Here is a 19,715-nt window from a genome sequence, read left to right on the forward strand (position 1 = left end):
GACAGGAGAATAGATGCGACGGATTGTGGTTACAGGCATGGGGGCGATCACGCCCCTTGCTGCCGACGTTGAAGCGTCCTGGTCGCGTCTCTTGGCCAGCCGCTCGGGCATCCGGAGGCTTCCGGACGATGTGGTGGGCGACCTGCCCGCGAAGGTCGGCGGGGTGGTGCCCTCCATAGAAGAAGAGCCGGATGCTGGTTTCGATCCGGATGCCGTCCTGCCGCCGAAGGATCAGCGCAAGGTAGATCGGTTCATTCTCTTTGCGCTGGCGGCGGCGGAAGAGGCGCTTGTGCAGGCAAAATGGAAGCCGGGCTCGGAAACGGATCGCCTGCGCACGGCCACGATCATCGCTTCAGGGATCGGCGGGTTTCCCGCCATCACCGAGGCGGTGCGCACCGTCGACCTGCGTGGCGTTCGCCGCCTGTCGCCCTTTACGGTGCCATCCTTCCTGGTGAATCTTGCTGCAGGCCACATCTCGATCCGCCATGGCTTCAAAGGCCCACTCGGCGCGCCGGTGACGGCGTGCGCGGCCGGCATCCAGGCGATTGGCGATGCGGCTCGTATTATTCGCGCCAATGAAGCCGATATTGCCGTGTGCGGCGGGACGGAAGCATGCATAAATATCGTCAGCCTCGGTGGGTTTGCCGCGGCACGCTCTCTTTCGACCTCCTTTAATCACCGTCCTGATGAGGCCTCTCGACCGTTCGACAAGTCGCGCGACGGCTTCGTTATGGGCGAAGGAGCCGGCATGCTGGTCATCGAGGAATTGAGCCATGCGCTGGCGCGCGGCGCAAAACCGCTCGCCGAGCTCGTCGGCTACGGGACGACCGCGGATGCTCACCACGTCACTTCTGGTCCTGAGGACGGCGACGGTGCGCGCCGAGCCATGGAGATCGCAATTGCGCAAGCAGGGATTTCGGCGCGCGAGGTTCGTCATCTCAATGCGCATGCGACCTCCACGCCAGTAGGCGACCTAGGTGAGATCGAGGCAATCAAGAGCGTGTTCGGGCGCGATTACGCGATAGCTGTCAGCGCGACGAAATCGGCGACCGGACATCTGCTGGGCGCGGCTGGCGGGCTTGGCGCCATCTTCGCGATCCTGGCGCTCAGGGATCAGGTCGCCCCGCCGACCCTCAATCTGGGCGCGGCCGATCCGGCCGGCGACGGAATCGACTTCGTCGCAAACGAGCCCCGGCCAGTGGAGATGGAGTACGCGATCTCCAATGGATTCGGCTTTGGCGGCGTGAATGCCAGCGCCTTGTTCAGGCGCTGGAACCACCCGGTGGCCTGACGCGAGCGCCAGGGGCAGTCAGGACAGACGCCTTTTGCTCCGACCTTTCATGCTTCTCCGATCCAACGCAAGAAGGAAATGATTTCCATGAACAAGACCAATCCTGGCGTCGCCCTCGTCACAGGGGCATCCTCCGGCATCGGGCGCGCAACCGCCAACACCTTACGGAACGCCGGCTTTCACGTATTCGGAACCAGCCGTCGCACGGCCTCCACACAATCCGACGGCGTTACCATGCTGACTTGCGACGTGACCGACGACGCGTCCGTTGCGACAATGGTCGATGACGTTCTGGCCAAGACCGGACGCATCGACCTGCTTGTCAACAATGCCGGTATGGGTCTGTTTGGCGGCGCGGAGGAGTCCTCAATCGCACAGGCTCAGGCGCTGTTCGAAGTGAATGTCTTCGGCGTTTTCCGCGTGACCAACGCGGTCCTGCCGGCAATGCGACACCAAGGGAAGGGCAGAATCGTTAATTTGAGTTCGGTGCAGGGGTTCATCCCGGCTCCATATTTCGCGCTTTACTCGTCGACCAAACACGCCGTCGAGGGTTATTCCGAATCGCTCGATCACGAATTGCGCCCGTTCGGCATTCGCGTTTCGCTAGTCGAGCCCGCCTATACCCGTACGTCATTCGAGGACAATCTCGCCGCCCCCGATCAGTTGCTTGATATCTATGACTCTGCGCGCGCTGGCATGACTATGACCGTTCGGAAATCGATGGAAAAAGGCGATGCGCCCGAAGTGGTAGCCAAGACCATTTTGGCCGCTGCGATCGATCCCGCTCCGAAGAAACGCTATGCGGCGGGAAAAATGGCGCGCCAGGTCAGTTTCCTGCGCCGTTTCGTCCCCGCGTCCGCATTCGACAAAAGCCTGCGAAAGCAGCTCGGGTTGCCGGTCTGACGTCGCCATCAACAACATCTGACAGTCGCGAAAGGACATTGGAATCATCGGCGCCGGAAAATATTCGCGCGAAAGGTCGAAGCCTAATATTGGCGAACGATGGACGCCCCCATCGTTTCCTGAGCCGGTTCAGCGCGCTCAAAGGTCCCGAGGGTCAGAAAGGCCAGTTCACCCAGACGTCTTCTATCCGGCATCTAAGTGGGCTCGGCAAAGTTCGACTGAGGTCAGTTCACGTCGATGCATGGGGCCGCCTAAATGTTCGCTTCTCACACTCCAAGCTCCCCAAGCCGCAAGGCCGCTTGCGGCCCAAATCCGGTCATTCCTTAACGCAGATTGAGATGGCCCTGCGCTGGCAATCGCTGACAGCTTCTTGAGGCAAAGCGGACACTTCTTGTTGTGCGACCCGCCATGACGATGTCAGGGGTCCTTTGCCGTTGCCGCCACCGACCTCTAGGATGCCTTCTCACCCTCGGGTGTCTGGATCAGCCTCCGCGCCGCATCTGCTCCTGCCGCAAGGATGCGATCCGACAATTCGGTCCCTGCCACCGCTCGGGCCAATTGAAGCGTGCCGATGAGGGTCGCAAAGACACCCATGGCGGCGCCTTCCGGATCCCTGGTCTGCGGAAGCGCTGCAGACAACTGGCGCACCAAAACCAGCAAGCGTTCTGTATAGACTTCGCGCGTTTCGAGCGGCTGACGCGCGAGTTCCGGCAGCAGCGCGGCGTTGGCGCAGCCCGTTCCCGGATTATCCCGGTGCTCAGCCGACAGATACGCCGCTATGCCCATCTCCGGGCCACCGGCGGCCAATACCTCGTGCAGTTGCTGCGACTGGATCTCCATAGCCGCCACCAGGCTTTCGCGCACAAGCTCCGCCTTGGATTGGAAATGTGGATAGAAGGCTCCGTTGGTCAGCCCGGCGTCGCCCATGATGGCTGCCAGTCCGGACGCAGCTATACCGTCACCGCGAAAACGCTGGGCGGCGACCTCCACGATCCGATCGCGTGAGGCGTCCTTTCGGCCCTTCTCGTAACGCATGGCGACGTTTCCTTTCGGCTATTGCATTATGCTTGTAATGTGATATTACGATCGTAATTCAACCAATGGCAAAAAGCTAGCCCTCATGTCTCCGGAGTATCAAATGAGTGCATTTTCGGGAAGAACCGCGATCGTGACCGGAGCCTCCTCGGGCATCGGCCGCGCCAGCGCCGAGGCCTTGGCGCGGGCGGGGTATACCGTCTTCGGGACAAGTCGCAGCAAGGCCGGCAACGGCCCGACGCAGGTGTCCATGCTGACGTGCGACGTGACCGACGGGGCGTCCGTCAGCGCCCTCGTTTCAACCGTGCTGGCCCAGACCGGCCGCATCGACCTGCTGGTCAACAATGCCGGTGTCGGGCTGCTTGGCGGCGCCGAGGAATCCTCGGTCGCACAGGTGCAGGCCCTGTTCGACGTCAATCTGTTCGGCGTCATCCGCATGACCAACGCGGTGTTGCCGTCGATGCGGCGGCGCGGCCAAGGGCGCATCGTCAACATCGGCTCGATTCTGGGATTGGTACCCGCGCCATACTCAGCGCATTACTCGGCGGTCAAGCACGCGCTTGAAGGCTATTCGGAATCGCTCGATCATGAGGTTCGTGCCTTCAACATTCGCGTCTCGGTCATCGAGCCTGCATTCGTGCGCACTGTTTTCGACCAGAACGGCATCGAGCCGGATTCTCTCTTGAAGGAATACGATCAGGCGCGAGCCGGGCTCAAGGCGCTGCTTGCCGATGTGATGCCCAAAGCCGATCGGCCGGAAGTGGTGGCGGATGTGGTCGTCAAGGCGGCGACCGATGCCCGTCCGCGACGGCGCTATACCGCCGGCAAGGCAGCGCGGCAGGTCAGCCTGCTGCGCCGCTTCGCCCCAGCGGAGATGTTCGACAAGACCTTGCGCAAGCAGTTCCGCCTGCCGGTCTGAACAACGGTGAGACCGAGAATTTCACGCACAAACGGCACACCAACAGACACTTTCAGAAAGTCACCGCCATGAAGGCATTCGTTGTCGATAAATATAACAAGAAAGGCATTCTGCGGCTGGCCGAGATGCCCGAGCCGGAGCTGAGGGACAATGATGTCTTGGTCGAGGTCCATGCTGCAGGGGTGAATCTGCTGGATTCGAAGATCAGAACCGGCGAATTCAAACTCATTCTGCCCTATCGCCAGCCCCTCATCCTGGGCCACGACGTGGCTGGGACGGTTATCAGGGTGGGATCAAAAGTCCGCAAATTCAAACCCGGCGACGATGTCTATGCGCGGCCGCGCGATGGCCGGATCGGGACATTCGCCGAATTCATCGCAATCGATGAGGCCGACGTGGCCCTGAAGCCCAAAAACCTCAGCATGGAAGAGGCGGCCTCAATCCCCCTGGTCGGTCTGACCGCCTGGCAGGCGCTCATTGAAAGGGCAGACTTGAAGAAGGGACAGAAGGTCTTCATCCAGGCCGGCTCCGGTGGCGTGGGGACGTTCGCCATCCAACTGGCAAAGCACCTCGGCGCGACCGTTGCGACAACGGTAAGCGCGGCGAGTGCCGATCTGGTCAGGGGCTTGGGCGCCGATGTCGTCGTCGACTACAGGAAAGAAGACTTCGAGAAAGTTCTGTCGGGCTACGACGTCGTCTTGAACAGCCAGGACGCCAAAACGCTTGAAAAATCCCTGAGTGTTCTGAAACCGGGCGGGAAGCTCATTTCCATCTCCGGTCCGCCGGATCCCGAATTTGCCAGGGAAAAGGGACTGAATTTGATGCTGAGGCTGGTGCTGCGCTTGCTGAGCCGCGCTATTCGGGCCAAAGCCAAGCGCCGTGGCGTGAAGTTTTCGTTCCTTTTCATGTGGGCGCAGGGCGATCAGCTGAGCAAAATCACCTCCCTCATCGAATCCGGAGCGATCCGCCCGGTTGTCGATCTGGTCTTTCCATTCGAAGCGACCAATGAGGCCTTGGCTTACGTCGAAACAGGACGTGCCAAGGGCAAGGTCGTCGTCAAGGTCAGATAGCGAGCCCACGCAAGCCCCCATCCGCCAATAGCCAAAACCTCAGCTGTTGCGCGCCGCCACGAAACTGGCGGCTGCTTTCAGCAGGGCTGCCTCTTCGCCGTAAGGCTCAAGCAATTCATGCGCCTGCTTGACCAGCCCATGGAGCTGTCTGCGCGCCCAATTCGTGCCGTGCAGCGCCACCAGCGTCGCCTTGCCGGCGGCGGCGTCCTTGCCGGTCGCCTTGCCCATCTGGCTGGCATCGGCGGTCAGGTCGAGCAGATCGTCGGCAAGCTGGAAGGCAAGCCCGACAGCCGAGCCGAACTCGGCCAGCCTGTCGCGATCCTGTGGTGCGGCGCCGGCAATGATCGCGCCGGCTTCGCAGGCAAAGCGGATCAGCGCGCCGGTTTTCATCGCCTGCAGCCGGATGATGCCGGCCTCGTCGGGCCTGTTGCGTTCGGCTTCGAGGTCGAGCGTCTGGCCGCCGACCATGCCGCCTGCGCCGGCCGCGCGCGCAAGCGCCAGCACCAGGGCCGCCCTGCGCTCCGCCGGCAAGGCCGTCGCCTCATCGGCGATTATGTCGAAGGCAAGCGTCAAAAGCGCGTCGCCGGCAAGGATCGCGGTGGCCTCGTCGAAAGCCTTGTGCACGGTCGGCTGGCCGCGGCGCAGATCGTCGTCGTCCATGGACGGCAGATCGTCATGGATCAGCGAGTAGCAATGCACGCATTCGAGCGCGGCCGCCACGCGGAGTGCCGCTTCGCCATCAGCACCAAAAAGGGCTGCACTTTCCATGACCAGGAACGGGCGCAGCCGCTTGCCGCCGTTCAGCACGCCATGGCGCATGGCAGCCATCAGGCGCTCCGGCCGGGCGATCTCGCCGGCAAGCGTACGGCCGTCGAGCAACAGCCTGAGTTCGGTCTCTATCGCCGCCGCCCGCACCAAAAGTGCGGCTTCAAAGGCCAATTGCTCGTCTTTCGTCATGGCCGGGAGCGGTAGCCGACACTCAGACGTTGCGCAAGAAGCCTCGCGCCATTATGCCGGATGCGGGAGAGTGGCGCGGGTGGGGCGGCTTGACGGAACCGATCGTCGATCATGAAACCGAAGGGCTGGACATGGCGCGACCGAGGCGTGTGAACCGCGCCGGTCTGAAGCGCCTGGCTCGGCGCTGCCTGGTCGTCGCCGCCGTGCTGGCCGCGATACCTATTGTGCTGACCTTCCTTTACCTGCCGTCCTTCGTGCATCCGATATCGACCTTGATGGTCAAGGACCTGGCGACATTTTCCGGCTACGACCGGCGCTGGGTTTCGATCGACGATGTGTCGCCAGTGCTGGCCAATTCGGTGATCATGTCGGAGGATGGGCAGTTCTGCTTCCATCGCGGCGTCGATCTCGGCGAATTGCGCGGCGTCGTCGACGATGCGCTGGCCGGCGAGGCGACGCGCGGCGCCTCGACCATCACCATGCAGACGGTGAAGAACCTTTTCCTGTGGTCACGGCCGCTGGGCTCGGTGCGCAAGGTGGTCGAACTGCCGCTGGCCGTCTATTTCGACGCGGTGATGTCGAAACGGCGGATCATGGAGATCTACCTCAACATCGCCGAGTGGGGCCCGGGCATCTACGGCATCGAGGCGGCGGCCCAGCATCATTTCGGCGTTTCGGCCAAACGCCTGTCGCGGCGGCAGGCGGCACTGCTCGCCGTCTCGCTGCCCAACCCGATCGCCCGCAATCCGGCCAAGCCGGGTCCCGGCTTGAGGCGGCTGGCGTCGCTGATCGAGCGCCGCGCCGGTCGGTCGGGCGCTTATGTCGGCTGTCTTGATTAGGACGAACCGCTGCCGGCTCAAAAAAATTCGCCGCAGTGCTGGCCAAAACGGCGCAGGGCGTGTATAGGCACCCGACTTTCTCAGATTATGGCCCTGACGCGGCCCTTTCACGAGGGCTATCGGGGCATTTTGACCATGTAGTGGAGCATATCCATGGCCGTTCCGAAACGAAAAACCTCTCCGTCCAAGCGCGGCATGCGCCGCTCGGCCGACGCTCTCAAGGCCCCGACCTATGTCGAGGACAAGAATTCCGGCGAAATGCGCCGCCCGCACCACATCGACCTGAAGACCGGCATGTATCGCGGCCGCCAGGTTTTGACGCCCAAGGAAAGCTGAGACCAGCTTTTTCGAAGGGTTTGAATACCAAAAAGACCGGCCATTGGCCGGTCTTTTTGCGTTTGGCGGTCGCCGCGCCGCCAGCTATGCCAAAGACCGGGGCGTCCGTGGCGATACAAGATGCGACGGCAGTGCTGTATTGGGTCCGCATGCCTTGTCGCGGCGCTTCCGCGCGGCGACCGGCCGGCTTCAGAGGACAAGCATGACCAAGCTCACCACAGCACCGCGCGATGTCTTCCAGACCTTCATGAATTTCCCGCTGGTCGAGGATCTCGATGGGCTGAAGGCCGATGTCGCCATCATCGGCATGCCTTACGGCAGTCCCTACACGATCGATGAGCTGATCAACGACCAGACCAACGCGCCGACCGCGGTGCGGCGCGCCTCGCAGCGCATCAGCCTCGGGCTCGATCGTTATGACTTCGACATTGGCGGGACCCTGTTCGACGGACAGGACGTCAAGGTGGTCGATGTCGGCGATGTCCCCGGCGATGCCGCCGGCGGCCACTACGGGCGGGCCGAAGCGGCGATCCGCAAGATCCGCGCCGCCGGCGCCTTGCCGATCACCATTGGCGGTGATCATGGCATTCCGATCCCGATCTTTCGTGCGTTTGACGGCGAAGGGCCGATCACTCTGGTGCAGATCGATGCCCATCTCGACTGGCGCGACAACGTCAACGGCGTCAGGGAAGGCTACTCCAGCCCCATCCGCCGGGCGTCGGAGATGGCGCATATCGCCAGGATTTTCCAGCTCGGCATCCGTGGCCAGGGCAGCGCCCGGCTTGAGGAGGTCGAGGCGGCCCGCGCCTACGGCTCCAACATCATCACCGCCGATGAATGGCAGGATATCGGCACGGCGGCGCTGCTCGGGCGCATCCCGGATGGTGGCCGCTATTACCTGACCATCGACGCCGACGGTCTCGATCCCGCTGTCATGCCGGCGGTCGAAGGGCCGGCGCCTGGCGGCATCAGCTATCGGCAGACGATCGAGCTGATCAAGGGGCTGTTTGCCAAGGGGCGCGTCGTGGGCATGGATATCGTCGAGATCGCGCCGGCGCGCGATGTCAACGAGATCACATCGATGACCGCCGGCCTTCTCATTCTCAATGCCATCGGCGCCGCCGTACGGACAGGCCAGTTCAAGCGCTGAATCCCGGCGTGTCGGCGGTCAGCCGGGGTATTGCGGCTGACMGGGTTGTTTCGCACGGTCTTTTTCCGTGTTTGCGGGCGCATGCGAAAAATCTTGACGGCGTGCCTGCGGAGCACTCTACAGAAGGTGCCCCCATTGTTTTGTGCAATTCCTGTGGGAAACCGCTCCCCGGAATTGCTTGAGGAGACGCCTGATGTTCGGTGCCATCCCGCTGCTGATCGTGCCCTTCGTGGCCTACAATCTCGGACTCCTCGGAATATTCGGCAGCGGCGACGATCCGTGGGCGACCGAAATCTTTTCTTTCCGCATGATGTCTGGCGGGGTGTTTTCGATGACGCTCGGCGACCTGATGGTGGTGATCGGGCTGATCTTCCTGTTCCTCGAAATGGTGAAGTCGGTGCGCACCACGAACGCCTCGATCATGGACCATCTGTTGTCGACACTGGTCTTCGTGGCGTTCCTGGTCGAGTTCCTGCTGGTGAAGGGCGCGGCGCACTCCGTCTTCTTCACGCTGATGGTGATCGCGCTGTTCGACGTGCTGGCCGGTTTCTCGGTCTCGATGCGCTCGGCCAGCCGGGATATCAACTTAAACTAGAGCTCTCAGCCCGGATCGGCGGTGAAGCCCGCCGCTTCGATGCCGGCGATGGCTGCGGCCTCGTCATTGTCCGACGTGTCGCCCGAAATGCCGACGGCGCCGATGACGACGCCCGACTTTTCGCGGATCAGCACGCCGCCGACCACCGGCAGGACGCGTCCGCCCGAGACGTCGGAAATGCCGGCGACGAGATGCGGCCGCTCCTTGGCGAAAGCCTCGATACGGCGCGAGCCCATGCCGATGGCGAGCGCGCCATAGGCCTTGCCGGCCGACATTTGCGGGCGCAGGAACGAGGCGCCGTCCTGGCGCTGGAAGGCAACGAGGTGAGCTCCGGCATCGAGCACGGAGACGCCGAGCGGCTTGAGCTTCAGCTCGGCGCCCTTGGCGAAAGCGGCGTCGATGATTTGCTTGGCCTTTTCGAGGGTCAAAGCGGTCATGGCTGTCTCCTGTTCAAAACGCGTCAATCATCGGCCTGACACGGGAGATGCGAAATCCCGGTTGCGGTTGAAATTACTTCGCGTGGGAAAGCGGAATGGCGGCGGCTCGGAGCGTGCCGTTGACCGACACAGGATAGCGCTGCCGGCTTCCAGATCGGGCGTCGATGAAGAGACCGCCGAGCGCTATTTCTTCTTGGCTCGCGCAGCTTTCTTGACTGGGGCGGCAGGTGCGTTGGCGAGGTCTTCCGCTTCCTTGGCAAGGCGCAAGGCCCGGAGCTTGTTGGTCTTGGCCTGGCGGGCGTCGGCCTCGGCGACATACTCCGCCATCGCCTTTTGCCGCACCGTGGCTGCCTCTTCCTGCTTCTTGAAACGCATATCCGCCCGGGCGCGGGCAGTATCCTTAGAGTTCTCAACCAAGAGCGTTATCCAATCCCATAAATTATGTTTTTCGCCCCTTTGATAGCAGAGCCGGCCTGCAAATGGGGAAATAAGTTGGTTACCAGCCCGCAGTCTATGCGGCGCTCGACGCCTTTCGAGCCACCACCGCCTCATATCCGGCCTGCAATGTGGCGCGAACGGAAGGCCGCCCCGCCGCTGCGACTGGCGTCCCCAGATGGTCGTGGCGCAACTCGTCCATGAACTGCTCCCACATTGGCGGGCCGCCCTTCTCCAGCAGTTCGGCGCGGATCGACAGCTCCTCGCTGACCGGCAGCCAGACGCGGCCCCAGGCACCGAGATGCGCCATGATCGGCACCAGCGTGATTGCCATTTCGGTCAGGCTGTAGATCGCCTTCTGCTTGTGCGAGGGGTCGTCGGCCTTGGTCAGCATGCCGAGTTCCATCAGCCGCTTCAGCCGGTCGGCCAGGATGTTGGAAGCGATGCCCTCGATCGAGCCGTTGAGCAGCTCGCGAAAGTGGCGTTTGCCGCCAAAAATCATGTCGCGCAGGATGATCAGGCTCCAGCGGTCGCCGAACACTTCCAACGACAGATTGATAGGGCATCCCGAGCGGTGTTCGGTTTTCATCCAACTCTCCCCAAAAAAACCAGTTGCATTATCGTACCAGTTTTATTATCGTGCAACCGATTGCAAAACGCAATCAGTTTGAATGTAGGCGAGGAGATTTTCATGACAAAGACCGCAGCACCCGAAATCGTCTCCCAGACGTTCGGCGATTCCCGGGATCCAGCGATGTTGCTGATCATGGGCGCCATGGCCTCGATGCTGTGGTGGCCGGAGGCGCTGTGCAAAAAACTCGCCGGCGAAGGTCGTTTCGTGATCCGCTATGACAACCGTGACACCGGCCTGTCGACCAAATATGCGCCAGGCGAACCGCCCTACACATTCGACGACATGGCGGACAATGCGGCCGGCGTGCTCGACAGCCATGGCATTGCGAAGGCGCATGTGGTCGGGATGTCGATGGGTGGAATGATCGCGCAACGACTGGCGGTGAAACATCCCTCGGGTGTCATCTCGCTGACGGTGATCAGCAGTTCGCCGGTGGGGATCGACACATTGCATCTGCCGGGGACGACCGAGGCCTATATGAAGCACTCGGCCGACGGCGCCAAGGTCGACTGGTCGAACCGAGACCAGGTGGTCGGCTTTGTCGTCAAGGACGCGCACGCCATCGCAAGCACTGCCCATCCGTTCGATGGGAAGGCGATGCGGGCGTTCATTGAACAGGACTATGACCGATCCGGCGGCTTTTTGAGCGCGACCAACCATTTCATGCTGAAAGGTGGCGAGGATCTGAAAGGGCGCCTGCGCGAGATCAAGGTTCCGCTGCTCGTCATCCACGGGACATCGGATCCGATCTTTCCGGTCGAGCATGGCGCAGCCCTTGCCGGTGTTGTCGCCAGCGGACGGCTTGTCCGCATCGAAGGCGGTGGCCACGAACTGCATCCCGACGATTGGGGCACGATTGTCGCCGCCCTCGTCGCGCATACCAAACCCTGAACAGGCGGTGGAGTTGGAACCTTGACACACCCCACTTGCGACAATAGTTAAGTAAATGCTTCAGCGTTTGGTGCTGACTGGCATCGCTCCAGCACCGACGCACCACGAACAGACGAGCAAAAAATGTCCCTGATGTTCCATTTTCATCCGCTGGCCTCGTTCTGCTGGAAACCGCTGATTGCGTTTTACGAGAACGACACGCCCTTCACGCCGGTCATCGTCGATCTCGGCGACGAGCAGTCGCGGGCAGCGTTCCTCAAGGTGTCGCCGACCGGCAAGATGCCGGCGCTGCGAGACGATGCGCGCAACCGCACGGTGCTGGAATCGACTATCGTCATCGAATATCTGGCCGCGCATTATCCGGGGCCGGTCGAGCTCATCCCGGTCGAGGCTGACCTCGCTCTCCAGGTCCGCCAGGCCGACCGTTTCTACGATTTCTATGTGCAGGCGCCGATGCAGAAGATCGTCGGCGACAGGTTGCGGCCGCAGGACAAGACCGATCCGTTCGGGGTCGAGGAGGCGCGCGCGCAACTGCGCAACGCCTATGCGATCGTCGAGGAGGAGATGCGTTCGAAAATCTGGGCGGCCGGCCATACCTTCACCATGGCCGATTGTGCGGCCTCGCCGGCGCTGTTCTACGCCAACAAGGTCGAGCCGTTCGGCGACAGCTATCCCGCCGTGAAACGCTACCACGACCGCCTGCTCAAGCGGCCATCCTTCGCCCGGGTGATCGAGGAGGCGCAGCCCTACTTCAAGTTCTTTCCCTACAACAACGGCTAGCCGCGATGCTGCACGACCCCGCCCAGCTCGATCTGATGTTCCAGGCGCTCGCCGATCCGGCCCGGCGAAGCATGGTCGAACGGCTGTCGCGCGGGCCGGCCTCGGTCAGCCAACTGGCCGAACCGCTGGCGATGTCGCTGTCGGCCGTCGTCCAGCATCTCAGCGTACTCGAGGCAAGCGGGCTGGTGCGTTCGGAGAAACTCGGCCGCGTGCGTACCTGCCAGATCGAACCGCAGGCGCTGCGCAACGCAGAACGCTGGATCAACGAACGGCGGCTGACATGGGAACGCCGGCTTGACCGGCTCGGCGACTTTCTCGCCGAGACCAAAGACTCAGAAAACTGAAGGAGGCCATTCTGACCGAACGATCCGTCGTCCACTCCACCTTCGTGCTTGAGCGCGTCTATCCGGCCGCGCCGGCGAAAGTCTATTTCGCGCTGAGCGACGCGGCCGCCAAGCGGCGCTGGTTCGCCGATCCGGACAGCCCACGACCCAGCCGCTACGAGATGGACTTCCGTATCGGCGGCAAGGAGATCAATGTCGGCGGGCCCAAAGATGGGCCGCTCTATACTTTCGCCGCCACCTATCTGGACATCGTGCCCAATGAGCGCATCGTCTACAGCTACGACATGCTGGCCGGCGATGTCAGAATCTCGGTTTCGCTGGCGACAATGGAGCTTCGCCCGGAAGGCACGGGCACGCGCCTGGTGCTGACGGAGCAGGGCGCGTTCCTCGATGGGCACGACACATCCTCATCGCGCGAGCATGGAACCGGGTTTCTGCTGGATGCGCTGGGCAAGGCACTGGCGGCGGGCACCTAAAACCATAGGAAACGCGAATTGGGATTTTCGCCTATGCTTCCCAGAACTGATCAAGCCAAATATTGAGCTTGAGAAAGCCGGCACTGCTGACCGTATAGACCCGCCTGGTGCCTTCGGCCTTGGCCTGAACCAGACCGGCGTCCAGCAACACCTTCAAATGCTGGGACACGGCCGGGCGTGAGACTGGCAGGCCCGAAGCCAGTTCGTTGACGGTTTTCGGGCCGCGCCGGAGCTCTTCCAGGAGATAGCGCCGGTTGGGATCGGCAATCGCCATGAAGGCGTCAGAAAAGATCATGCCTATACTTGTGGGGCAAAGCTTTTCAAATCTCAACCGTCGGCTTCCGCTTTTCTGAGCCGCAATGCTTCAGGGGTGACCGAGCGATCGGCCGGCTGGGTCTTGAAGGCATCGCGGTCTTCGATCGGCACCGGCGCGCGGCGGCTGATGCGCAGCAGCGTGTAGGCGGCGAGGCATAGATGCGCCAGCGCGGTGGCCAGGAACAGGCCTTCGGGGCGGAACCAGCCCATCAGGGCGGCAGCCAGCAAGGGCCCGATCATGGTGCCGAAGCCGTACAGAAGCAGCAGGCCGCCCGAGACTTTGACGAAGTCCTCGTCGCTGGCATGGTCGTTGGCATGCGCCACGGCGATCGAATAGAGCGTGTAGGCAAAGGCGCCGTAGGCGGCGGTGAGCACAATGACGAGAACCGACGAGTGCGGTTCGAACAGGAAGATCAGGATGGCGAAAAGTGCGGCGCCGAAGGCAGCGCCCGCCAGCACGAAACGGCGGTCGGTCTTGTCGGAGAGGCGTCCGGCCGGAAGCTGCATGGCTGCACCCGCGACAACCACAAGGCTCATCATCAGCGCGATTTCGGCCGTGGAAATGCCGATGCGGGCTCCGTAGACCGCACCCAGCGTGCCCCAGGCGCCATTGGCGATGCCGATCAGCAGGCAGGCGATCGCCGACACCGGCGAGTTGGCATAGAGCCCTTTGACGTCGAGCTTGACGTCCTGCAACGGCTTGGGAGATGAAGCCGACGAGACGGCGGTCGGGATCAGCGACAGGCAGAACAATATGCCGGTGATCATGAACAGGGAGGCCGATCTGACGTCGCCGCCGGCAACGATCATCTGGCCGCCCATGATCGAGGCATAGGTGACCATCATGTAGAGGCCGAAGACGGTGCCGCGGTTCTCATTGGTGGCCTTCTCGTTCAGCCAGCTTTCGATGACCATGAAGGCGCCGGCCATGGTGAAGCCGGTGAAGGCGCGCAGCAGGATCCAGACATATTCGTCGATGATCAGGCCGGTGAGCAGGGCGACGATGGCGCCCGACGCGGCAAAGGCGCCGAACGCCCTGACATGGCCGGCGCGGCGCACGAGGCGCGGTGCGAAGAAGCAGCCGGTGACGAAGCCACCGGCCCAGGCGGTGCCCATTAGGCCGAGCGATGCGGTGGAAAACCCTTCGAGCTGGCCACGCAGCGGCAACAGCAGGCCGTGCAGTCCCGAAGCCGCGAGCAGGAAAGCGGTGCCGCGAAGCAGCGAGAGAATCGGTCTGTAGCTTGCAAACATTGTTTGATCCGGCTGAAGGGGCTTGTCAGTTTTTGAAGACGGGAGCAGCTCTGAAGACAGGTGTATTCGGGCTTTTCGGCGGCGGATGCTCCGACGCCGAAACTAGTGCGAAAACTAGCCGCGGCGAAACAAGGCTTCGGCCGCCGATTTGGTGCTGCCCTTGGTCTGCAGTTCGGCTTCCAGCCGGGCAATCTCGTCACGCAATATGCCGATCCGCTCGGTCAGGTCACCGACCGAAAGCAGCGACAGATCCTGTCCGATCTCATGCGGCCTGGACTTCTTTTTGGGTTCGTCGTCGAAGATCGCCATCGTCGCTCCTCCCTGATCAGCATTGGCCTGATCAGTATTGGCCTGATTTGAGCATTTGCCTGATCCGGCAATCAGCATACATAGGGCAGGGGTGCTGATGCAAACAGCCGGCGACAGACCGGCAGGACCGGGACGGAAAATTTGATGGCGAGCGGACTTAAAATTCCGGCCAAAATGACGGCCATTGCAATTTCGCAGCCGGGCGGGCCGCGGGTGCTGAAACCGGAAACGCGCGACGTGCCGGTGCCCGGCCCCGGCGAAATCCTGATCCGGGTGCGTGCCGCCGGCGTCAACCGGCCCGACGTGCAGCAGCGCAAGGGCGCCTATCCGCCGCCGCCCGGGGCGTCGGACCTGCCTGGCCTTGAGGCATCGGGCGAAGTGGCTGCCCTTGGCGACGAGATTTCGCGCTGGCGCATCGGCGACCGGGTCTGCGCGCTGACGCCCGGCGGCGGTTATGCCGAATATGTCAAGGTTCATGCCGGCAGTGTGCTGCCGCTGCCTGCCGGCTTCACCCATACCGAAGCAGCCGCGGTGCCGGAAAACTATTTTACCGTATGGCACAATGTGTTCGAGCGCGGCGGCCTGAAGAAGGGCGAGACGCTGCTCGTCCATGGCGGTTCGTCCGGCATTGGCACCACGGCGATTCAGCTGGCGTCGGCCTTCGGCGCCTATGTCATCACCACCGCCGGCTCCAAGGAAAAGTGCGACGCCTGCCTGAAGCTCGGCGCCGACCGGGCGATCAACTACCGCGAGGAGGATTTCGTCGCCGCGGTCAAGGACGCCACCGGCAGCAAGGGCGCCGACGTCATCCTCGACATGGTCGGCGGCGACTATGTCCAGCGCAACTACGAAGCGGCGGCGGTCGAGGGCCGCATCGTCCAGATCGCCGTCCAGGCCGGCGCGGTGGCGAGCGCCGATTTTTCCAGGATCATGGTCAAGCGGCTGACCCATACCGGCTCGACGCTGCGGCCACGCACGGTCGAGTTCAAGGCAGCGATCGCCGCGGCGCTGGAAGCGCAGGTGTGGCCGCTGCTCGGCACCCGCAAGGTGTCACCGGTGATGGACATGATCTTCCCGCTCGCCGATGCCTGGCGGGCGCATGAGCGGATGGAAGAGGGCGAGCATATTGGCAAGATCGTTCTCGACGTCGGTTAGGACGGACGTACCGGTATTCAGGTGAGGCCGGCCCGCAAACGGCGGTGCCTGCGCTTCCGGCCTTCGCCGGCCGAAGCCTGCATGAGTGGTTGCCGCAATTAAGGCTACGGCTGGCGTAGGCCGTACTTTAGTACGCTCCGCTCCGGTTCTCGGCATCAGCCATTCTCGACTCGGCCTGACCTGAATCTCGGCACATCCTCCACGCTCGGCCTGTTGGCAAGATGAACAGAACCTTAATTGTGCAATGCAGCATTTGCATTGCGGCTATGCAAAGACGTCTGTTCAATTCGTGGGCAGTGCTGCCTATCTAAGCGTCATCGAAACGAATTGATCCAACAATTGGAGGACTACCATGAACCCGATCCGCGCTTTCCGTAACTGGCGTATGTACAACGAAACCGTGCGCGAGCTGAACAAGCTCAACGCCCGTCAGCTCCACGACCTCGGCATCAGCCGCGGCGACATCGAGCGGATTGCCCGCAAGGCCATCTAACTCGAAGCATGGCCGGCCGTAAGGCCAGGCCATGTGCTGGAAGCAAGAGCCGCAGCAGACGTTTCCCGTCGCCGGTTCCGAGCCCGCTGGACCCTGTCTGGCGGGTTTTGTCGTTTTGGGGCCCTTTTTACGCCTCGGCATCAACGATTGCCGAGGCCGAGGCCTTTTCTGGCCTCGACGCAGTCCGGCGCCCAGCGGCTGCGCCCTGCGCCAAAAACATTGCGAAACGGCAACGGAGCGGTTATACAGGCCGCGAATTTCCCATTTTGGTGGCTCTAAACCACCGCCCGCGCGGGAACGCGGGCGAACGAGAAGGATTTTTTGAAATGGCCAATACGCTGCTGATGCCCAAGGCGACCGCCGTCTGGCTGGTCGACAACACCGCGCTCTCGTTCGAGCAGATCGCGCAGTTCTGCGGGTTGCATCCGCTCGAGGTCAAGGCGATCGCCGACGGCGAATCGGCGCAAGGCATCAAGGGCATGGACCCGATCATGACGGGACAGCTGACCCGTGACGAGATCGCGCGCGCCGAGAAGGACCCGAACCAGCGCCTGAAACTGTCCGATCCCAAGGTTCGGGTGCCGGAATCCAAGCGCAAGGGCCCGCGTTACACCCCGCTGTCCAAGCGCCAGGACCGGCCCAATGCCATCCTGTGGCTGGTGCGCAACCACCCGGAATTGAAGGACGCGCAGATTTCGCGCCTGGTCGGCACGACCAAGTCGACGATCGAACAGATCCGCGAGCGCAAGCACTGGAATTCGGCCAATCTGCAGCCGATGGATCCGGTGACGCTGGGTCTCGCCTCGCAGATCGACCTCGACATGGAAGTCAACCGTGCCTCGCGCGGCCGCGAACAGGCGCAGCCTGTCGGTGACACGCTGCTGCCGGCGGCCCTGACCGAGCGCCTGGTGCCGACGCCGGAGAAGCCGAAGGACGAGGATGCCGAGCTCGACGCCAACGCCGTGTTCGCCAAGCTCTCGGCGCTCAAGTCCAAGAACGAAGACGCGGACGAGGAATAAGGTCTGTGACAATCCAATAAAAAAGCCCGCTCGAAGCGGGCTTTTTTATTTCTAGTCTAGCTCCGCGCCGCCCGGTCCGGCGTCATGCCGTAATCCTCCGAGCGCTCGACCGCGCGGTAGAAATCGGCGAGCTGCTTGCCGCGTTCCGGCTTGAAGATGCGGCCGGCGATGACCACCGAGGCGATGCGGTCGATGCGGAAGGCGCGGAAATCGTCGCGCATCTCGCACCAGGCGACCAGCGTCCACACCTTGCCCCAGAACCACAGGCCGAGCGGCCGGATGTCACGCGCCGTGCCGCGGCCGGCTTCGTCGCAATAGTCGATGGTCAGCACCTGGCGCTTCTCGACGGCGCGCTCGATCAAGTCGATCGCTTCGCGCGCGGCGTCGCTCACCACCCACATCGGCGTGTGGATCTCGGTGCGGGCGATGCGGTCTTTCTCGGCGTCGGGTAGCACGGCGCCGATCTTGACCAGCGCCTCGTCGGCGGCGCGCGCCATGGCGGCACCGCCAAAGGCGCGCACCATGCGGGCGCCGGCGACCAACGCTACGATCTCGTCACGCGTGAACATCAGCGGCGGAAGGTCGAAACCCTCCCTCATCATGTAGCCAACGCCCGCCTCGCCGTCGATCGGCACCCCGGTCGACTGCAAATCGGCGATATCGCGGTAGATGGTTCGCTCGGAAACCTCGAGCCAGGTACCGAGCTTCTGTGCGGTGACCAATCTGCCACCACGCAGATGCTGTACGATCTGGAAGAGCCTGTCGGCACGGCGCATCGTTTGGTCCCTCTGCGTGTTTCTTATGCATGCCGTTGCCCAAAACCGGTTTCGACTTTCGGGCGGCAGGCATGTCCTGTTTGATGCCTGTCGTTATCCCAAAAACCGCTGCGCACTTTTGGGCGACACGCATTATGGCTTCAGTCCTTCGCGCTTGCGCTGCGCGGCGACGAATTCCGCGCCGAAGGACAGTTTCTTCGTCGTCGGCGTGTTGGTGTCGAGTACACGCCAGAAGGGTGCTACGTCGCTCAGCGTCATGCCGCGCTCGAGATCCTCATTGGCGGCTTCGGCGACGGTGCGCAGATGATAGCCGATGGTGACCGGACATGTCACTTGCGCCCGTGCTCGATGGCGAGCGCGGTGCGCAAGGCGCGGACATCCATCTCGACCCCATTGGGAATCGTGCGGATGAAATCATCGACCTGGCGGGCCGTCGGCACCAGCATCGGCTGGCCCTCGACGACATCGCCCATTGTGCGCGGCGTCGGCTTCACGCCATTGATACCCGGCGCGTTCAGCCTGTCGTTCCAGCTTTTCACCATTCATGTCTCCTGACACATCTATGGCATGATGCTCCTGACAGCATTCTGTCAGGAGCCTTCAGCATTGTCCGTGGCGAGCGCCGAATAATTCTGCACCCGCCCACAGGCATCGCCGCCTGCGCGTCATGTCTTTGATCTGGGTGTGGCGATGGCTGTATCCAAGCATTGCCATGAAAAAATCGCCTCAGACCTCGCGGATGCGGCTGCAACCCTGATACATATCGGGCCAGCCAATGTCCTTGCGGATGTCCGCCGGCAACGAGTTCATGAAGCGCTGGGTACGGACTTCATTGCGCATCGTGCGGATCTTGCCGACATAGTGCTGTACGCTGTTCAAAATACCAAAGCTGTTCATGACCATCTCCTCTTCTCTGATGGAGACACTATCGCACACCCCTCCTGACAGCAGTCTGTCAGGAGCATGTCAGGTCGTTGAAGAAAGCTGCGAGGTGCCTTGCTGGCGGCTCGGAAACGAGCCTTTTGTCAGGAACGGCCGGATTGGCAGAGACCATGCAGACAGCGCTTTGACAGCCGCCCACAATGCTGGTCAAAGGCGGCATGTCGAAGCTTCTCGCCCTTGTCATCATCGGCATGATGGCCATTCAGCTGATCAAGCCGCTCGGTTGGCCTGGCTTGAGGCGGCGCGGCGACTTCTGGAAGCTGGCGCTGCTGGCCATGGCCGCCATCTCGCTGGCCGGCGTGCTCGGGCACTGGACATAGAGCGTTTCACCGTTTCACGGAAACGGCGAACCGCTCTATCTCT

At 62.4% G+C, this 19,715-nt stretch carries 28 protein-coding genes; 16 read left to right on the top strand and 12 right to left on the bottom strand.

Features of this window, described 5'->3' with window-relative positions; translation table 11 throughout:
• Positions 1-13: 13 nt before the first annotated feature.
• A complete protein-coding gene (fabF, locus tag AC1DYO_RS16785; RefSeq protein WP_477265018.1) occupies positions 14-1,291 on the top strand; it encodes a beta-ketoacyl-ACP synthase II in 1,278 nt (425 codons plus the stop codon).
• A gap of 87 nt (positions 1,292-1,378) precedes the next feature.
• The gene (locus AC1DYO_RS16790; RefSeq protein WP_477265020.1) at positions 1,379-2,194 is read left to right on the top strand and encodes an oxidoreductase; all 816 of its coding nucleotides are present in this window, start codon (positions 1,379-1,381) and stop codon (positions 2,192-2,194) included.
• Between the two features lie 450 nt (positions 2,195-2,644).
• Here AC1DYO_RS16790 and AC1DYO_RS16795 read toward each other — a convergent pair whose 3' ends face one another.
• Complete coding sequence (locus AC1DYO_RS16795) at positions 2,645-3,229, bottom strand: TetR/AcrR family transcriptional regulator (RefSeq protein ID WP_477265022.1); 585 nt, start codon at positions 3,227-3,229, stop codon at positions 2,645-2,647.
• A gap of 103 nt (positions 3,230-3,332) precedes the next feature.
• Here AC1DYO_RS16795 and AC1DYO_RS16800 point away from each other — a divergent pair, with 103 nt between their 5' ends.
• Together AC1DYO_RS16800 and AC1DYO_RS16805 are read left to right on the top strand one after the other, a co-directional pair.
• Positions 3,333-4,148, top strand: coding sequence for an oxidoreductase (locus tag AC1DYO_RS16800; RefSeq protein ID WP_477265024.1), 816 nt, complete (start codon positions 3,333-3,335; stop codon positions 4,146-4,148).
• A 68-nt stretch (positions 4,149-4,216) separates the two neighbouring features.
• On the top strand, positions 4,217-5,218 hold the full coding sequence (locus tag AC1DYO_RS16805; protein ID WP_477265026.1) for an NADP-dependent oxidoreductase: 1,002 nt from the start codon (positions 4,217-4,219) through the stop codon (positions 5,216-5,218).
• Positions 5,219-5,257: 39 nt separating this feature from the next.
• Here AC1DYO_RS16805 and AC1DYO_RS16810 read toward each other — a convergent pair whose 3' ends face one another.
• Positions 5,258-6,175 (bottom strand): polyprenyl synthetase family protein, encoded by a 918-nt coding sequence (locus AC1DYO_RS16810; protein ID WP_477265027.1) that lies wholly within the window; start codon positions 6,173-6,175, stop codon positions 5,258-5,260.
• A gap of 131 nt (positions 6,176-6,306) precedes the next feature.
• Here AC1DYO_RS16810 and AC1DYO_RS16815 point away from each other — a divergent pair, with 131 nt between their 5' ends.
• From AC1DYO_RS16815 to AC1DYO_RS16830, 4 genes are all read left to right on the top strand, one after another.
• Positions 6,307-7,014 (top strand): biosynthetic peptidoglycan transglycosylase, encoded by a 708-nt coding sequence (locus AC1DYO_RS16815; protein WP_477265102.1) that lies wholly within the window; start codon positions 6,307-6,309, stop codon positions 7,012-7,014.
• A 153-nt stretch (positions 7,015-7,167) separates the two neighbouring features.
• A complete protein-coding gene (rpmF, locus tag AC1DYO_RS16820) occupies positions 7,168-7,350 on the top strand; it encodes a 50S ribosomal protein L32 (protein ID WP_008834724.1) in 183 nt (60 codons plus the stop codon).
• Positions 7,351-7,552: 202 nt separating this feature from the next.
• Positions 7,553-8,500, top strand: coding sequence for an agmatinase (locus AC1DYO_RS16825; protein ID WP_477265029.1), 948 nt, complete (start codon positions 7,553-7,555; stop codon positions 8,498-8,500).
• Positions 8,501-8,693: 193 nt separating this feature from the next.
• Positions 8,694-9,095: a hypothetical protein gene (locus tag AC1DYO_RS16830; RefSeq protein ID WP_142869343.1), complete on the top strand. Its 402-nt coding sequence runs from the start codon at positions 8,694-8,696 to the stop codon at positions 9,093-9,095.
• 5 nt (positions 9,096-9,100) lie between these two features.
• On the opposite strand, the gene AC1DYO_RS16835 is transcribed toward AC1DYO_RS16830, so the two are convergent.
• From AC1DYO_RS16835 to AC1DYO_RS16845, 3 genes are all read right to left on the bottom strand, one after another.
• The gene (locus tag AC1DYO_RS16835) at positions 9,101-9,532 is read right to left on the bottom strand and encodes a GlcG/HbpS family heme-binding protein (protein WP_477265031.1); all 432 of its coding nucleotides are present in this window, start codon (positions 9,530-9,532) and stop codon (positions 9,101-9,103) included.
• A gap of 183 nt (positions 9,533-9,715) precedes the next feature.
• Complete coding sequence (locus tag AC1DYO_RS16840) at positions 9,716-9,949, bottom strand: hypothetical protein (RefSeq protein WP_023670152.1); 234 nt, start codon at positions 9,947-9,949, stop codon at positions 9,716-9,718.
• A 94-nt stretch (positions 9,950-10,043) separates the two neighbouring features.
• Positions 10,044-10,556, bottom strand: coding sequence for a winged helix-turn-helix transcriptional regulator (locus AC1DYO_RS16845; protein ID WP_477265033.1), 513 nt, complete (start codon positions 10,554-10,556; stop codon positions 10,044-10,046).
• Between the two features lie 102 nt (positions 10,557-10,658).
• Here AC1DYO_RS16845 and AC1DYO_RS16850 point away from each other — a divergent pair, with 102 nt between their 5' ends.
• The 4 genes from AC1DYO_RS16850 (at position 10,659) to AC1DYO_RS16865 (ending at position 13,092) form a co-directional block, all read left to right on the top strand.
• Positions 10,659-11,492, top strand: coding sequence for an alpha/beta fold hydrolase (locus tag AC1DYO_RS16850; RefSeq protein WP_477265035.1), 834 nt, complete (start codon positions 10,659-10,661; stop codon positions 11,490-11,492).
• Positions 11,493-11,615: 123 nt separating this feature from the next.
• Positions 11,616-12,272 carry a glutathione S-transferase family protein gene (locus tag AC1DYO_RS16855; protein ID WP_477265037.1) on the top strand — a complete coding sequence of 219 codons (657 nt, stop codon included), beginning with the start codon at positions 11,616-11,618 and terminating at the stop codon, positions 12,270-12,272.
• A gap of 5 nt (positions 12,273-12,277) precedes the next feature.
• Complete coding sequence (locus AC1DYO_RS16860; protein WP_477265039.1) at positions 12,278-12,616, top strand: ArsR/SmtB family transcription factor; 339 nt, start codon at positions 12,278-12,280, stop codon at positions 12,614-12,616.
• A 44-nt stretch (positions 12,617-12,660) separates the two neighbouring features.
• Entirely contained in the window at positions 12,661-13,092 is a 432-nt protein-coding gene (locus AC1DYO_RS16865) for an SRPBCC family protein (RefSeq protein ID WP_477265041.1), read from the top strand.
• Positions 13,093-13,123: 31 nt separating this feature from the next.
• On the opposite strand, the gene AC1DYO_RS16870 is transcribed toward AC1DYO_RS16865, so the two are convergent.
• The 3 genes from AC1DYO_RS16870 to AC1DYO_RS16880 all read right to left on the bottom strand — a co-directional run bounded on the left by AC1DYO_RS16870 (position 13,124) and on the right by AC1DYO_RS16880 (position 14,967).
• Positions 13,124-13,387 carry an ArsR/SmtB family transcription factor gene (locus tag AC1DYO_RS16870; protein WP_023706277.1) on the bottom strand — a complete coding sequence of 88 codons (264 nt, stop codon included), beginning with the start codon at positions 13,385-13,387 and terminating at the stop codon, positions 13,124-13,126.
• 32 nt (positions 13,388-13,419) lie between these two features.
• Positions 13,420-14,658 carry an MFS transporter gene (locus AC1DYO_RS16875; protein WP_477265043.1) on the bottom strand — a complete coding sequence of 413 codons (1,239 nt, stop codon included), beginning with the start codon at positions 14,656-14,658 and terminating at the stop codon, positions 13,420-13,422.
• 114 nt (positions 14,659-14,772) lie between these two features.
• Positions 14,773-14,967 carry a DUF1192 domain-containing protein gene (locus tag AC1DYO_RS16880; RefSeq protein WP_112559543.1) on the bottom strand — a complete coding sequence of 65 codons (195 nt, stop codon included), beginning with the start codon at positions 14,965-14,967 and terminating at the stop codon, positions 14,773-14,775.
• Positions 14,968-15,111: 144 nt separating this feature from the next.
• Between AC1DYO_RS16880 and AC1DYO_RS16885 the strand changes: the two genes are divergently transcribed.
• The 3 genes from AC1DYO_RS16885 (at position 15,112) to AC1DYO_RS16895 (ending at position 17,634) form a co-directional block, all read left to right on the top strand.
• Complete coding sequence (locus tag AC1DYO_RS16885; RefSeq protein WP_477265045.1) at positions 15,112-16,122, top strand: NAD(P)H-quinone oxidoreductase; 1,011 nt, start codon at positions 15,112-15,114, stop codon at positions 16,120-16,122.
• A 352-nt stretch (positions 16,123-16,474) separates the two neighbouring features.
• Positions 16,475-16,615 (top strand): DUF1127 domain-containing protein, encoded by a 141-nt coding sequence (locus tag AC1DYO_RS16890; protein WP_477265047.1) that lies wholly within the window; start codon positions 16,475-16,477, stop codon positions 16,613-16,615.
• A 326-nt stretch (positions 16,616-16,941) separates the two neighbouring features.
• Positions 16,942-17,634 carry a DUF1013 domain-containing protein gene (locus AC1DYO_RS16895; RefSeq protein WP_477265049.1) on the top strand — a complete coding sequence of 231 codons (693 nt, stop codon included), beginning with the start codon at positions 16,942-16,944 and terminating at the stop codon, positions 17,632-17,634.
• Positions 17,635-17,690: 56 nt separating this feature from the next.
• Here AC1DYO_RS16895 and AC1DYO_RS16900 read toward each other — a convergent pair whose 3' ends face one another.
• The 4 genes from AC1DYO_RS16900 to AC1DYO_RS16915 form a co-directional block, all read right to left on the bottom strand.
• A complete protein-coding gene (locus AC1DYO_RS16900) occupies positions 17,691-18,410 on the bottom strand; it encodes a helix-turn-helix transcriptional regulator (RefSeq protein WP_477265051.1) in 720 nt (239 codons plus the stop codon).
• Between the two features lie 132 nt (positions 18,411-18,542).
• Positions 18,543-18,743 carry a hypothetical protein gene (locus tag AC1DYO_RS16905; protein ID WP_477265053.1) on the bottom strand — a complete coding sequence of 67 codons (201 nt, stop codon included), beginning with the start codon at positions 18,741-18,743 and terminating at the stop codon, positions 18,543-18,545.
• Complete coding sequence (locus AC1DYO_RS16910) at positions 18,740-18,952, bottom strand: hypothetical protein (RefSeq protein ID WP_477265055.1); 213 nt, start codon at positions 18,950-18,952, stop codon at positions 18,740-18,742. The genes AC1DYO_RS16905 and AC1DYO_RS16910 overlap by 4 nt, the downstream gene beginning before the upstream one ends.
• Positions 18,953-19,136: 184 nt before the next feature.
• Positions 19,137-19,307: a hypothetical protein gene (locus AC1DYO_RS16915; protein ID WP_477265057.1), complete on the bottom strand. Its 171-nt coding sequence runs from the start codon at positions 19,305-19,307 to the stop codon at positions 19,137-19,139.
• A 203-nt stretch (positions 19,308-19,510) separates the two neighbouring features.
• Between AC1DYO_RS16915 and AC1DYO_RS16920 the strand changes: the two genes are divergently transcribed.
• Positions 19,511-19,672 (top strand): hypothetical protein, encoded by a 162-nt coding sequence (locus AC1DYO_RS16920; protein WP_477265059.1) that lies wholly within the window; start codon positions 19,511-19,513, stop codon positions 19,670-19,672.
• The last annotated feature ends 43 nt before the right edge of the window (positions 19,673-19,715 follow it).

This window comes from Mesorhizobium sp. P2_F5 (assembly GCF_056403715.1).